The sequence below is a fragment of the Lysinibacillus sp. GW823-FHT02G10 genome (genome assembly GCF_058797135.1).
Genome location: NZ_JBXAJI010000004.1, coordinates 146,520 through 161,140, shown reverse-complemented (window position 1 = coordinate 161,140; position 14,621 = coordinate 146,520). Strand labels below are relative to the sequence as shown.

10 protein-coding genes are annotated in these 14,621 nt (G+C 32.1%); 7 read left to right on the top strand and 3 right to left on the bottom strand.

Annotated elements, in window-relative coordinates; genetic code table 11:
- Positions 1 to 207 precede the first annotated feature (207 nt).
- Both AC1RFD_RS14780 and AC1RFD_RS14775 read left to right on the top strand, forming a co-directional pair.
- The gene (locus AC1RFD_RS14780) at positions 208 to 3,312 is read left to right on the top strand and encodes an AAA domain-containing protein (protein WP_492475018.1); all 3,105 of its coding nucleotides are present in this window, start codon (positions 208 to 210) and stop codon (positions 3,310 to 3,312) included.
- 142 nt (positions 3,313 to 3,454) lie between these two features.
- Positions 3,455 to 7,960 (top strand): protein NO VEIN domain-containing protein, encoded by a 4,506-nt coding sequence (locus tag AC1RFD_RS14775; RefSeq protein WP_492475017.1) that lies wholly within the window; start codon positions 3,455 to 3,457, stop codon positions 7,958 to 7,960.
- Positions 7,961 to 8,139: 179 nt separating this feature from the next.
- Here AC1RFD_RS14775 and AC1RFD_RS14770 read toward each other — a convergent pair whose 3' ends face one another.
- The 3 genes from AC1RFD_RS14770 to AC1RFD_RS14760 are packed head-to-tail and all read right to left on the bottom strand — an operon-like array spanning position 8,140 to position 9,687.
- Positions 8,140 to 9,159 (bottom strand): tyrosine-type recombinase/integrase, encoded by a 1,020-nt coding sequence (locus tag AC1RFD_RS14770; protein ID WP_492475054.1) that lies wholly within the window; start codon positions 9,157 to 9,159, stop codon positions 8,140 to 8,142.
- 32 nt (positions 9,160 to 9,191) lie between these two features.
- The gene (locus AC1RFD_RS14765) at positions 9,192 to 9,392 is read right to left on the bottom strand and encodes a hypothetical protein (protein WP_492475016.1); all 201 of its coding nucleotides are present in this window, start codon (positions 9,390 to 9,392) and stop codon (positions 9,192 to 9,194) included.
- Between the two features lie 16 nt (positions 9,393 to 9,408).
- Positions 9,409 to 9,687: a helix-turn-helix domain-containing protein gene (locus tag AC1RFD_RS14760; protein WP_492475015.1), complete on the bottom strand. Its 279-nt coding sequence runs from the start codon at positions 9,685 to 9,687 to the stop codon at positions 9,409 to 9,411.
- A 175-nt stretch (positions 9,688 to 9,862) separates the two neighbouring features.
- Here AC1RFD_RS14760 and AC1RFD_RS14755 point away from each other — a divergent pair, with 175 nt between their 5' ends.
- The 5 genes from AC1RFD_RS14755 to AC1RFD_RS14735 all read left to right on the top strand — a co-directional run bounded on the left by AC1RFD_RS14755 (position 9,863) and on the right by AC1RFD_RS14735 (position 14,530).
- The gene (locus tag AC1RFD_RS14755) at positions 9,863 to 11,116 is read left to right on the top strand and encodes a hypothetical protein (RefSeq protein ID WP_492475014.1); all 1,254 of its coding nucleotides are present in this window, start codon (positions 9,863 to 9,865) and stop codon (positions 11,114 to 11,116) included.
- Positions 11,117 to 11,739: 623 nt separating this feature from the next.
- Positions 11,740 to 11,937 (top strand): hypothetical protein, encoded by a 198-nt coding sequence (locus tag AC1RFD_RS14750; protein ID WP_492475013.1) that lies wholly within the window; start codon positions 11,740 to 11,742, stop codon positions 11,935 to 11,937.
- A gap of 22 nt (positions 11,938 to 11,959) precedes the next feature.
- Positions 11,960 to 12,472, top strand: a complete 513-nt coding sequence (locus tag AC1RFD_RS14745; protein ID WP_492475012.1) for a hypothetical protein — start codon at positions 11,960 to 11,962, stop codon at positions 12,470 to 12,472.
- A gap of 337 nt (positions 12,473 to 12,809) precedes the next feature.
- Positions 12,810 to 13,715 (top strand): hypothetical protein, encoded by a 906-nt coding sequence (locus AC1RFD_RS14740; protein ID WP_492475011.1) that lies wholly within the window; start codon positions 12,810 to 12,812, stop codon positions 13,713 to 13,715.
- 176 nt (positions 13,716 to 13,891) lie between these two features.
- The gene (locus AC1RFD_RS14735; protein WP_492475010.1) at positions 13,892 to 14,530 is read left to right on the top strand and encodes a pPIWI_RE module domain-containing protein; all 639 of its coding nucleotides are present in this window, start codon (positions 13,892 to 13,894) and stop codon (positions 14,528 to 14,530) included.
- Positions 14,531 to 14,621 lie beyond the last annotated feature (91 nt).

Sequence of the window (14,621 nt, the reverse complement as noted above, 5' to 3'; positions counted from 1 at the left end):
TTGATTTTCGTTATAGGCACAAAAAATAGTGGTCAAAAGATAAATTTAAGAAGATACAATTATACGCTTTCTTCCATATGAATAAAGCGTGTTTGCTTTGGGGGTAGAAAAATATACGGCAACAATCAATAAAGTAGAGGATTATTCAGCATCAAAATTGAAATATAAAAAAGAGCAATATAATAAATTATATAGGTGAATTTAATGGTGAATAAAAATCATAATGTATTGGATGCATGGATTACTGTAGAACAGCTTTCAGAAGGCTCTATAAGTAGAAAAGATAAATCGTACAACTTACTATATAGACCAGAGCAAGATTGGAAACAATTTTTTACTACGTATATAGAACAACAAATAAGAAAAGATCCATTTGCTAGATCGAAAAAGTTTAAACCAGGCATAGTTATGTATTTTGGAATATTTGACTTTGAGGAAGTCGTTGAAATTTTACGTAAAAAATATAAAATCAAAAAAACAAATGAGGATATAGCTAAATCTGAAAAATTTACAATTGCGCTTTATTTTAATCATGAATTGCAATTTTTAGATGATTTTTTATTTCTAACAAGTAGTGGGTATATTCGCAATAAAAGAGATTTCCCTGAAGACTTACGTAAAGTTGAGAATGAATTTAAAGAAATTTTGAGCCGTCGTTTTGAAGAAAACTTTAACGGGATGTTTAATGAGCTTTATACTCGATACAATGTGACGCAAGATAATTTTCGTTATAAATATTTGACGGATATCGAAAATGGGGATACTAACCTTCATTCATTTTTTATTTCAGATTTAAACCGTGCAAAACAGCTTAATAATCGTAATTTAAATCAATATATAAATGGCTTTACTGGCACAAAAATTAACTTAGATAGTAACAAGAATTCGGATTTGTTTAACCCAACAGTTTTTGAAGAAGAGGTTATGCAGCCGAAGTATTATCCATTAGGGAGATTTCCAAGTAATACAGCGTTTGCTCTATCTTTTATGCAGCAGGCGGCGGTTAATTTAGCACTTAACCAAAAAAATTCAATTTTAAGTGTAAATGGCCCACCTGGTACTGGTAAAACAACGCTGTTAAAAGATATTTTTGCGGATTTAATTGTTCAACAGGCAATTGATATCGTTTCAAGTGCTATGAAAAACGTAGATCGAACGATTGTTTACAAAGATAAATATAAATTTGGTCGATTACCAACATCAATTGCCTGTAAAAATATTATTGTAGCTAGCTCCAATAATGGTGCCGTGCAAAATATCGTAAATGAGCTGCCAAAAATAAAAGAAATCGATGAAAAGTTTATTGAAGAGATACAAAATGTAAATTATTTTACGTATATTTCAAATTGTCATCTTGAGAAAAAGTATGTCGACAATAGGTATGAAGTGAACCCGACATTTAAAGGACAAGATAACTGGGGTACGTTCTCTATAGAAGGTGGCAAAGCTTCAAATATGGAGCAGTTAAATTTAACAATTGAGCTAATCACCAAGGACTTAAAGGAAAACTACATTCCGGAGCCACAAGTATATGAGGAATTCAAAAATTTGTATAAAACTGCAAGTCTTGAACGTCAAAATATGCAGCATCTAAGTGAAAAATATTATAAGCTTCGTAAACTAAAGCCGGAATTAACACAAAAGGAACAACACCTAAAACAAAGAGAACAAGCGAAAAAACAAGTGCTTGATGAGTTTTTAAACGACACAGACCGCAAAATGGATGAGCTACAAGTGGAGCTAAATAACCTTAATAACGAGCATCTTGTCACAGCTAACCAAATTGCTGAATTAGATTTAAATCGTGCGCAAGCAGAACGAAATTATGCGCTAATCCAGTCTAAAAAACTGAGCTTCCTGTGGCTACAAAAACTATTATTTAGAGCTAAAGTCGAGCGCTATTTTCTACAATTAACGAACGCAAATGAAGAGCTTAAACAGTTACTAATAAACCGAAACAGCCTTCTTAAACTGAATCAACGAAATGAACAAAATATTCATTCAATCAAAAATGTATTACAAAAGTTGACGAACGAAAAGCAGTCTAAAGTTGTACAATTTAATAATTGGATTACTGCTGAAACAGAAAAATTAAACAAACTAAAAAAACAAATTTGTGATTTAGAAACCGAATTAGCTAAGCATGATATAAAAGGTTTACAATTCGATTTGCCGTATGAGGAATTACAAAAATCAAATCCATGGTTTACTGAAAAATTCCGTGAACTGCAAACGAAGCTTTTTATTCAAGCTTTGAGAGTACGTAAGCAATTTTTATATGACAACGTCGATCATCTATTCGCCTCCAAAATTATATGGAATAGTCGTGGTGAATATGAAGGTAGAGAAACAGGTCAACTAATAGTTAGAGAAGCTTGGTACTGGATAAATTTTGCGATTCCTGTAATTAGTACAACCTTTGCGAGCTTTAGCCGGATGTTTCATTCAATTGACGAAAATAGTCTTGGTTATTTATTTATCGATGAGGCAGGTCAAGCACTCCCACAAGCAAGTGTTGGCGCCATTTTTAGAAGTAAAAAAGTAGTGGTTGTTGGCGATCCATCACAAATCAAACCTGTATTAACCTTAGATTCCAATGTTTTAAATTTAATTGGTCGTCATTACAAGGTGAATAATAAATACGTATCATCTGACGCCTCAACCCAAACATTAATGGATACAGCAAGTCAATTTGGCTACTACAAAACTGAGAACGATTGGGTAGGTGTTCCACTTTGGGTTCATAGAAGATGTAATGAGCCAATGTTTTCAATATCAAACACAATTTCCTATAAAGGTCTTATGGTACAAGGGAAGGAAAAAAACGAAGCAAAAGGAAAAGCGGTTTGGATTGATGTGAAAGGAAATGCACGCGATAAATACGTAAAAGAGCAGAGCGATATCCTTAAAAGTTTAATTAATCTTCAATTAACGAAGACGCCTGAATTAGCAAATGAAATTTATGTCATTACACCGTTCCGGAATGTAGCTAACCGTTTAATTAAAGATTTAGATCAAATCCATTTTACTAAGCGTGAAGAAGGTAGAGTTATAAACGTAGGCACTGTGCACACATTCCAAGGTAAAGAAGCAAAAATTGTTTACTTAGTACTCGGTGCAGATACAAATAGTAAAGGTGCAGCTACTTGGGCAGTGTCAGACCCAAACATCATGAACGTAGCTGCAACACGTGCCAAAGAAGAATTTTATATCATTGGCGACAAACAACTGTACGCATCCTTAGGTAGTAGGGTAGCGGATGAAACAATTAAAATTATTGATGCGTACCAAGTTCAAACAATTGAAAAATAACAATATCATGCAAAAAAACGCGTTTTTCAACCTCGAAGAATGTGTTTTTTTGTATCTATGAAAGTTTTATGAGAAACAGATATTGTATATGATGTAAGATATAGAGAATAGGCTGTAGAACGGATTAAGGGGGTACTTTAAAGTGAGTAATTGGAAGACGATTGATGATTTAAGAGCTATTTTTATTGAAAAATATACAGATTCAAAATTGAACAATGAATTAGAAAAAGCTTGTAGCGAAGAGTTTGAGCTAATGCGAGATTATAACGGTCGACAAATTTTGGAGCTTTTGCAAAACGTTGACGATGCATATGGGGAACTAAAAAAGCTTGGAAATATTCATCATAATGAAGGTGTAGAAGTTCAAATTACATATAAAAATCAAATTTTAGAAGTTGGAAATACAGGTACAACTTTTACAAAAGAAACGATCGAGCGATTATGTCTTGGTAGGGCAAGCAATAAATCTAGTCAAAATATCGGAAATAAAGGAACGGGTTTTCGATCTTTATTAAATAATGCAGAATGGGTTAAGTTATATTCGGGGGAGTTTGCCATTCGATTTAGTGAAGCCTTTTCAAAAAGTTGTTTTAATCAGTTTCGTCATAATGAACTTTTGGTAAAACAGCTCTTATCATGGAAAAAGGAATATCCGTTATGCTTTCCAGTTATGAATTGCCCTGAGCAAATTGAACCTATTGAAACAAATTTTGATACACTCATTCGAATAAAACTTAAAGACAATAGCACCCAAAATGAAAATAGTATAAGTCGCCAGCTAGAGCAGCCATTTTATAAATCACTGCTATTTTTACCAAATATAAGTAAAATTTTGATAACTGTGGATGGAGAGCAACGAATAGCTGAAAAAATAGGTACTTCTAATAATGTCATTATTCAACAAACTGTTAATGGAATAATTGAACATAAAATGCATTATTTTGTGGCAAATAAAGTAGTGCAAATCGGAAACAAAGACGCAACGCTTGCGATTGCTGTGCCAAAATATAAAGATTATGATTTTAAAAAAGAGAAGCTATATTGCTATTTTCCAATTCGAGAGTTTCCAACACCAATTAATGCTTTAATTCATGCTCCTTTTATGACGAACAGTTCGCGGGATAATATATCGAGTGATAGTGAAGGTATAAATAAACGAATATTTAAGCACGTTCTCCACTTTATTAAAGAAATTGCAGAACAATTAGCGCAACCTGAATACGGGGATTTAGCACTTAATTTTGTTATACCAAAAAGTGAGCATCGTTTATGGATGGGTGAGCTGTTTGATTTATATGACGACTATTTACAACTTTTAAGTGAAGCGAAAATTTTGCCGACAATAAATGGCGAATTTTTATCGATTCAAGATAACCCAAAAATAGTAAGCAAAGCGCCTAAAGAATTTAAAGGTAGGCATTTTAATGCATTACTCAATTTAAAGGAAGCTGACCATTTCGAATTCGTAAATGAATTAGCGGCTTTCATTGACTATACGGAAATAGAATATACTCCTGAGCAACTTGTCGATAAAATAGATACACTAAAAGTTGATTGGGATATTGCGACAATTATAAAAATCTTTTTATGGTGGAGTAGGGACTTTTCGGATGCAGATGTAATGCCAGAGCTGTTACTTGATACAAGAAGTAACTATATTCAAAAAACAGACAAAGTATTTTTACCAACGGAAGGCGGGGTATCGTACCTGCCAGAAGAATTAAATTGGGTAAAGCTTTGTGTCATAGAGCAAATGTACGTGGATGAGCTAATTAACCAAATAAAAGCGAATTATCCTGAGGAATGGCATAACATCAACGAAAAATTTAAGGCCGAAAAAACAAGTGATAAACGTTTACTAGCTGCTTATAGTACGAATTATTTAGCTGTAGAATTTACCGAACAAAGCAGCTCGGATTTAATTATCGGGACAATTAATCGCCAAATTGATACGGCAGGAAAAGCAAAATCGTTCATAAGTTGGTTTTTCAAAAAATATGAACATAGACTACAAAGAGGTAGTGAGCTTTCAAAGCTTTCGTATCAGTTGCCAGATGTACACGGCGAAATTAAGCCTGCCAATAAACTGTTTTTTGGAGAACATTATGGCCATCCATTAGGTGAAAAGTTATTTGATAACACTACATATACAGCGTTACCGGAGCCAGCAAAGCTTTACGTTGGACACGATCTTGAAAGTTTTAAGACGTTCATTGAAAGATGTGGTGTTTTAAAGTATCCACTCATTGTTACAGGTGAACCTTTTAACCGTAAACAATTTAATGATTTCCTAAAGCTAAAATATCTAAAAGAAATCGATTTTAATATTAACTATATTAAAGTGAAAAAAATCGAAAATTTTGAAAAAATATTGAACGAATTAACAACTGCTGAAATTGTTGAATGGATAAATCATGATGAAAATTTACTAGAGCTACTTCATTCTGTACGCAGAGAATCAAATGTTAGTCAGCAATCAAACTGGACGGGCTTCAATTTCAAATCAAATGAGTATTTAATTTATCTCCTAAATATAACAGCTTGGATTGAGTTGGGCGGCCATAAATACACACCGCAGCAAATCGTGATGTATGACAAATTAAAGGCGAAAATTCCTTCATTATATGGGATTAGTGCACAGGAATTAACGGAAATTGTCGGCGACACAGTAATTAAATTACTGGATTTTAAGGAATCAATGGCGCAATTAAAGGATAAAGAGATTAAGCAAATTTTAATGAAGTTACCGAAGTTCGATAAAGGTGAGATTAGTCGTAAATTATACGCGGATCTTATTAAGTACAAACGTGATCAAACACCAACGTATACATTGGATGATATTCAGGTGCTTGCTACTGACGGCAATTTTTATTTGAACAAAAACGTGAAATACGCGGATCGTAAATTGCCGAAAATTTTAGAGAAAGAGCATCATCTTATTCATATTCACGTGAAGCAAAATATTATGACAATCAAAAATTGGCTTGGTGTTGAGCGCTTTAACGTTCAATTTAAGCTGCTAAATAGTATTGGAATTGAACAGAGCGTCGAGCATTTCACTGACGAAATAAATGATATTAAAGTGGCGGTTTTATCGACAATTGATTTAAATAAAACGAATGTTGATAAAGTGAAACGAATGCATATTATTCCTTGCCGCGAAGTAGAGGTAGAAGATATTGAACGGAATCACCAAATCTTTTATTTAGAGGACTTTTATTTTGTAGAGGATACGAGAGATTATTATTTAAAGCTCCCAAGCACAATCCAATCTGTTGAGAAATTGCGAGTTTCTGAGGGCTTTGCTAGTGCAATTATTGAGATGTTTAAACAGCTATTAACGCTTGAAATTGACTCTAACTTAATCGAACTATTAATTTCTAAGGACATAATTCATAAACGGGAAAAAATTGCTGAAGCGTTTGGCATCGATCGCTGGAATGAAGCGTACGAATTATTATTCAAGGAAAATGCTACGACAAAACTTGTGCTAAATTATTTCGATAGTTTAGGCACTAGTGAAGACACTTTAAAGGCATTAAATATGATTGATTTCACCTATGTTAAAAAGGATTCAGAGATTGTAATGATTATGAATGCGTTGAAAGAAGTTAAGAAGGATGTTGAACAATTAAATAAACAATCCGAATTAATTCGCATTGACGTTCGAGAATATTGGCAAAGAAAAATAAAAGACCACATTGGAAAAACAAGTGAGCAGTATGCGAATAAATTGTTCAGTAAGCTTGCTGCAGCAGGGGATATTGGAGAGCAAAATACTTACTTAGAAAATTTTTATACTTATCAACAATTTTCGCTTGCGTTAAACGACATTCCTAATTCATTGGCCTTTGATTATGTAAAAGTAATTGAGGAGAAATTCCCTGTATTAACTGAAAAACTCGTTGAGAGAATTGCAAAAGCAGAATATAACTCGAACTATGATTCAATGAATCCTCAAAATGAATGTATAGATGAAATTGCGAATAATGACAAAGTTAAATTAATGATTTATTTTAATCGAAAAAATGAATTTACAAATTGGTTAGCGGAAATGAAGCAGAAATTGAAGCAAGCTGAAATGAAGAGCGGAAATAATATTTATCAAAAATTTGTAAATGTTGTTCCGAAAAAAGTGAATATTACTTTTAGTGAGCAAAATTCATCCACTACACCTCCAACTACAAGAAAAGGAAAATTTTCGTCATTCACAAAAAGTGGCGAAGAGAAAATGAACGCGGCTAAAAAAATTGCAGGTAACAAAGGCGAGCTACTTATTTACAACTTACTATGTAATGATTTTGGCACAGAAAATGTCTCTCCTATATCAGAAGCGTTTGTTGATTTAGGTATTTTAAAGCCAGGCCAAGCTATTTCAGGGCAGTATGATTTAAGCTATAAAGATAAAAGCAACAACTTGTTTTACGTAGAAGTGAAAACGAGTTCTGGTAATTCATTTATTATTACTCCTGGAGAATTAGCATTCGCTAAACAAAACCCAGATAAGTTTAAATTATACTTAGTAACAGATATAGACAGCGATGCGCCAAGCTGTATGGAATTGCCATCACGATTTTGGGAACAGCCATCAAAATTCAAAATGAACGAGGTTATTTCTAGGATTGAAGTAGAGTTTTGGTTGAAGTGAAATAATTGAAGATTTAGCTATAAAAGATTTGAGTGTTTTGTAGATAATGAGTATGTTTTCTAATCAATCAGTATAAATTCTTTGGAAGTAAGAAAGGTGTGCAATTTTGCACACCTTTCTCATTAAAAATTATCTATTTAGTGACCGCCAATTACAGGCTGCATTTTGCTTTGTTTAAACTACTCTTTGAGTAAAGGTGAACTATTCGCTTTTAAGTAATCTAAATATAAATCTGTATTATTCTCCATCGTATCCGCAGTAACATGTGTATACACCTGCATCGTTATTTGAACATCTTTATGGCCTAAACGGTGCATGATTTCAGGGACAGAGAACTGACGGCTTTGTAAGGCTAGTGTACAGTGAGTGTGCCGGAATCCATGTGCCGTTATTGGTCTTAGATTACTTGCTGAATAAATAGAAGAAAGCCAATCACTTGCTCTAGAAGGATCGGAAAATTCGTTTTTCTGATTCTCGAAAATAAATTGTTCATTATCAGCTTTTACAGAGTTGTTACTATACGATAATTTCATTCGTTGAGTAGCCTTCCAATGTTTTAACTCGTCCATAGTATCTTGATCCACAGGCACTTTTCTACTTTCATGATTTTTAGTAGCTTTAAGGTGGAGCTTCTTTTCTGTTGAATAAGCAACAGATTTATTAACCCGGATAACCTTCTTATCAAAATCAATATCACTCCATTTTAGTGCAAAAGCTTCGCCCCGACGGAGTCCTGAATGAGCGAGTAATAAGAAAAATGTATGAACCTTTTGAGTACAATATTTTTTTGTGTATGCAAGAAATTGCATTAGTTCATCAATATTATAATAATTTGAGAAGAATACATCTTCTTCCCCCGCGATTATCTGTTTTCGTTTCACATCATTATTAGTAGGAATACGAACCTTCTCCATTGGATTTTTCTCTAGAACGTCCATATTAACTGCGTCTTGTAACATTGCTTTAAAATAAACTAAAACTTGCCTAGATGATGAATGGATTTTCTTAGATAAAGGTTCTGCAAAGTTCCTACACATTAGCGGAGTTAAATCTTTTAATTTAGTTTCTCCAAAATGAGGTAGTATATGATTCTTAAAACAGTTAAACGTTTTATCGTTAGTTGTAGATTCATTGCCTTTAGCTTTGTAAGTTTCCCAATAAATTTCGAAATATACCTTTACTGTTACATTGGCATTAATAACTTCTTTTTCAGTGTCCTGTCGTTTATTAACTATTGTTCAGGATAGATACCCTCTGCTGCGCGGCTTTTTAAAAGCATATATTCAGCCATTGCCGCTTTTCGCGTTTTAAATCCTCTTCTTCTAGTTACAATAGATTTGTCCCAACCCTCTGGTTTGCCTAAATTAATAGCAAATGCATACGTAGTAATTCCAGTTTTCTCATTAAAGATTTCTTTAATATAATTTTTCATTGTTATATCCCCCGAATTAATTTGAATTCTTTTTAATAAAGCGATCTAAATCAGTTTTACTGACGCGCTTTACATTATCGATTTCTAGTATTTTTAATCCTCGAACACGGAACTTGTATAGAGTGTTTTCACTTACTCCTAAATATTTCGCGGCTGTTTTTAAATTCATCCATTCTTCAGTTGTAGCGGCAGTTTCAATTGGTGGTAGCTCAATTTTTTCTTGAACAGCTTTTACAATTGCTGATACTAAGCGTTTTTCGAAGCTTGAGTAGATTTGATAAATGAGTTTTTCCATGATGATATCTCTCCTGTTGTTAAAATCTAACTAAATTCATCTTTAAGGCGATGAAGTAAAAGTATTATATTCGGCAATTCTCAGAAGGCAATAGTTTTGAATAAAAACTTATAAAAAAATTTGACTAAAGCGAAAATCTAGCTATATTTTAGTTGCTCTTGAAAGGAGTGATTAGATGTATATAGATTATGAAAGCGCTAATGAAGTCAATGGATATATAGAATTGGAAGATGATGAAGTTGTTGCGATTCTAAACTTTATTAATGAGAAGGAATTAATTTATAATGGCGAATGCTATAGCTATTCAATGGATTATGAAGAAGCATGTTCAATCTTTGATAAGCTAGATACAGAAGCAGATATATTAGTAAATACTGAAAAAGAATTTGAATATGAAAAGGTACTTTCAAAAGGAACATTTGAGTATACAACGACTATTTTAGAGCTTGTAGAACATTTTTCACATTTAGTGAACGAGAATATTACGTTCGCAACGCTTTATATTTCAACAGAAAATTTTGTAGTGGAACCTGCACTTCAACTAAAACGAAAGGAAGCGACTGAACAACAGCGATTAGTAAGTGAGGTAATAGATGCAAGTTATTATGATCATTCAATAGATTTACCTTTTTCTGTAGAGAAAGATTACTTCGATAAAATTCGGTTTCAGCCTGGATGGGGAATCGCATATCTACAGGCGAAAGAAAAACATTTAAATAAGTACTATATCCCTTTAAAAGGTTATGAGGTAAGTGTTGAAACAACTGTAAAGTCTTATTTTACAGGTGCTTGTGAAGTCACATATAGTGCGTATCATATTTATCGAAATCAAAAGGATCATAGATATTCGTATAAAGTGAAACGAGCGCAGCGAATTGTTCCTTTCCTTATTAACGAAGGGATTGTTGAGTATGTAAATTTAAAAAACGAAGAAGAATATTTCAAACGTGTGCAGAGAGCGAATGAACTATTAGAAGCATCGTGTCAACAAGCTGAAAAAAGCGTGGAAAGATTATATAAATTGAATGAAGCAATTGTGAAGCCATTTCTAAAGAATCAAAATTATTATGATCGAATGACATCGGAAGTAGCAAATTTTTTAGAAAGTGACTATGCAACGATTTTAGAAACATATTTCTTATTAGGGATTATTTCTTCAGATGAATATTCGTTTCATCATCATTTACAAGATAGATTACGAAAAATGATTTCAGAGATTGAAGTCATAAAACAACTAAATGATGGAGAACGACTTATTACAAAACAAGCATTATTATTGCGTTCCTTTTTAGCAAATACAGAGCTTGCGCCAATAGCGGGAGTAATTCGTGATGGTAACTGCATCCAACGATCGCTAATACAAATTGAGAAGGAACGTTGTTATTCAGAGGAATTCAGAAATACCTCCTTCAAAATATGCATAAGATAGGACGCGCGAATTTTTCGAGTAAACATTTTGAATTAGATGTTTTAAATAGAAATTTAAAATCCATTTCTAGTAGTCAGCAGATGAATGCAGTAATTGAAATGTATCTTCAGCTCGAAAGCAACTTACAATTATTTAATTTAGACAACTTGTTTAATTTAAATTAAAATGTTGATTTTAAAGAGGAACGAATTGAATTATATCAAAGTACTTTCCAAAATATTTATAAGGAAGAAAAGAAAAAGATACCTGAAATATTGCAAAATCCTCGTCAACTATTTTTAGACGATAAAATTATAGATGTATCAAAGTATTCATTTCCAGAATATGAGTTACAATCTCCTACACCTAAAAAGGTGGTAGCATAACGGTTACTCTTGATGACTTATTTATTGCAGCTCAAGAAATGGATGAAATACTTGAACGTCAAACGATCGAAAAGCCCCAAAACTATAAAGACCGCATAGCTAAATTTAAAGTTAGTTTAAACAACAAATACGGAATACATGAAGTTGATTCCATCACAATAAATGAAGTTTGTAACATTATTGGTATGGTAGGTACAGGGAAATCTAACACTCATTCATGTTTTAGTTTATTATTTATCCAAAAATGGATATCGCTCGATGGTACTTTTTGAAACGGTAAAAGATGTGTTAGATAATGTGTCTTTGTTTGAAGCTTTAGGTATTGATTCAACAGCTATAAACGGGCAAAGAGATCAACAAAATCGAATTCAAAAAGTAATCGCATATGATGAAATGATTATATCTGAAAAATACGCAAAACACTTAACAGGAAATTGCTATATTACAACTATCTGATGGAGCATATGATGGATTAGACATGTATGGGAATGAGCCTTGTTATAAATTGAAATCAAATAATAAACCAATACTTTGTCCATTTTATTCATTATGCCCACGTAAAAGAAATATAAGAAAATTTACAGATGCATCGGTCATTTTTTCAAATATTAATAGTTTCCTTTCTAGTAAAACTGGATTAATTCAAAATAAAGGTCAGATGCCTTTACTTGAATATGCATTAGAATATATGGATGTTGTAATTTTTGATGAAGCAGATGCAATTCAAATTAAATTGGACTCGGTAATGAATGAATCAGATTATTTAGAGGATATATTAAATCGAAATAATAATGAAATTCAAAATTATATTAATGAGGTAATAAGAATTCAGGACTACGATACAATAAGGGATTTAAATCTACTTCAAGATTGTTATGAGTTCCTTATCGAATATAAAAAAACTCATAAATTATCATGTGATTATCGAAAAGTTTTCTGCCATAAAATATGGGCAGTGGTTTTCTGCTTTTGTTTTAATCAACTCTGTTGATTTTTTACCTCAAAAATTCAAAGAAGATTATCTTGAATATGTACAAAATAATCAACCAACATTTTCTGAGCTTGAAAACGCATTAACATCAGATGTTCAAAATTTATGAATAAAATATGAAAAATTATTTGAAAAGTATGGGATAAATAAAGATTTACAATTAATCGTTAAATTTTTATTAGCATTAGTTTTTGCAGAAAAATACATCTTTAAACTGCAATATGAACTTGAACAAGTACAGTCAAAATCAAAATCACTACCTAATATTTTCAAAAAAATAAATGAAAGTATTTCAAGTCTCTTACCTAAATCACCAACTAACAATAGATTCGGATTTTTGTACGACAAAGAATTAAATACAATTCAGATTTTTAGACAGCAAGCAATTGGTCGCAGTGCAATGATAGACTTGCCTTATTTAAAATTAGATGAGAAAGGTAACCCACTTGGCCCACATGCACTTTTATTATCTGGGTCAAGTTTCTCACCAAATAGTCAAGCTGGGCATATATATCGTCCGGTTAACTACATTTTAGAACCTACAGATCAAATGAAGGAATTTATAAATAACATTTCAATCAAGTATGAAAAGAAACAAATTGCTGTTTCAGGAATTTCTAATAAAAAGCGAGCGTTAATAGAATTATGTAGTGCATATAAAGATTTGTTTTTAAGTGCACTAAATGCTGAAGGGCGTTCTTTAATAATTGTGAACAGTTATGAACAAGCTGAATGGGTTCAAAATGAATTAAATCAAATTTTACCTACAAAAGTTTGGAGATTAGTTCCTGACTCATCTAAAGGCACAAGTTATTGTCTTCAAAGAAGTAAAGTGAATCAATCTGTTGATATAAACTATAAGTTGTTAGTTGCACCTGCAACCGCTATATCAAGAGGTTTTAATATTGTTGATAAAGACGGCCACTCACTATTTCAAAAATTATTAGTTTTAGTAAGACCTATGACCAAACCTAAACAAGTGAGCGAAGCTGTAGCAATTGTAAATGGTATTGTAACAGAGCGTCTTAGTAAGATGGGAAATACTCAATATACATTTAATGAGTTAGAACAAATTAAAGCAGTTAGGAACTACTCACAAAAAGTATGGAATGACGTACTACGTGATTATTATAGTATTAATCATTCAGAAGAAATTGTGAAAAATAATAATAGTAGCTTCTCGCTTAGTTTTATTAATGCAAATTATAGGTCGATTGTTACGGATAAAAAACTTTACAGCTAAACCTCCTGAAATATTATTGTTAGACCATGCCTTTGCAGCCCAAAAATCCAACTCATTTAATTTATTGGATGAAATGGAAATATATCTTAATAAAGAAGTGAATAATGAAATACATGGCGTTTTGATGGAGAAATTATATGGACCATTTTTAACAGGTCTAATGAGGGGGAAAACAATTGTTTGATACATTAAAACTACAAGCTTATAAACTACAACCTAATTTAAATATCGAATTATATCGATACACATATCCGCAGCAGTGGATTAAAAGTTTTCAAAAAGTTAGTTTTCAATTAAATAAAGAAAAGAAGCACATGCCATTTAAACATATAAAAGAATTTTTGTTTAGTTGGGATCCAGATATTGTGTATGTAAATGATTTAACAATTAATGAAAATGGTGAGATACACGAAAATAACCTGGCATTTGAAATTCTTCCTCGCCTAGTGTATCGAGAGTTAAAAGATTCGCCTTTAAAAGTTCAAGAAAAAAAAATACCGTTTTATGTAACATCCGAAGGGCTACTTTCACAACCAGACCAATTATTTTATGAATATAAAAACAAAAAATATTATTATTCAGTAAAAATTTTTGCGCAAATTCAAACTATTCCTCATACAAGAATTCCGATGCTGCAGTTTAAGTTTAGCGTTTCTCGTTGGATGAGAAACACATTACCAATAATGAAAGACACATCAAATACCGCAACTTATATTCAAATGAATGAACGGTTGATGAAGTTAGCGATAATCAACGATGGTAAGAGTTGCTATTGGGATAAAACTGAATTCGAAATGTTTAAATCTAGGAACTAATAGCGACGCCACATTCATTTTCGAATGTTTTTGTGGGGCATAGATTTAATTTTGGAAAAATAGCAACTGGTGCTGGTGAAACAATAAAGAT

Bases quoted from the DNA above. Each gene is read 5' to 3' on its own strand.
- AC1RFD_RS14745 (WP_492475012.1), top strand. From the start codon at position 11,960: ATGTATGGGAATGAGCCTTGTTATAAATTGAAATCAAATAATAAACCA.
- AC1RFD_RS14750 (WP_492475013.1), top strand. From the start codon at position 11,740: ATGGTACTTTTTGAAACGGTAAAAGATGTGTTAGATAATGTGTCTTTG.
- AC1RFD_RS14760 (WP_492475015.1), bottom strand. From the start codon at position 9,687: ATGGAAAAACTCATTTATCAAATCTACTCAAGCTTCGAAAAACGCTTA.
- AC1RFD_RS14755 (WP_492475014.1), top strand. From the start codon at position 9,863: ATGTATATAGATTATGAAAGCGCTAATGAAGTCAATGGATATATAGAA.
- AC1RFD_RS14765 (WP_492475016.1), bottom strand. From the start codon at position 9,392: ATGAAAAATTATATTAAAGAAATCTTTAATGAGAAAACTGGAATTACT.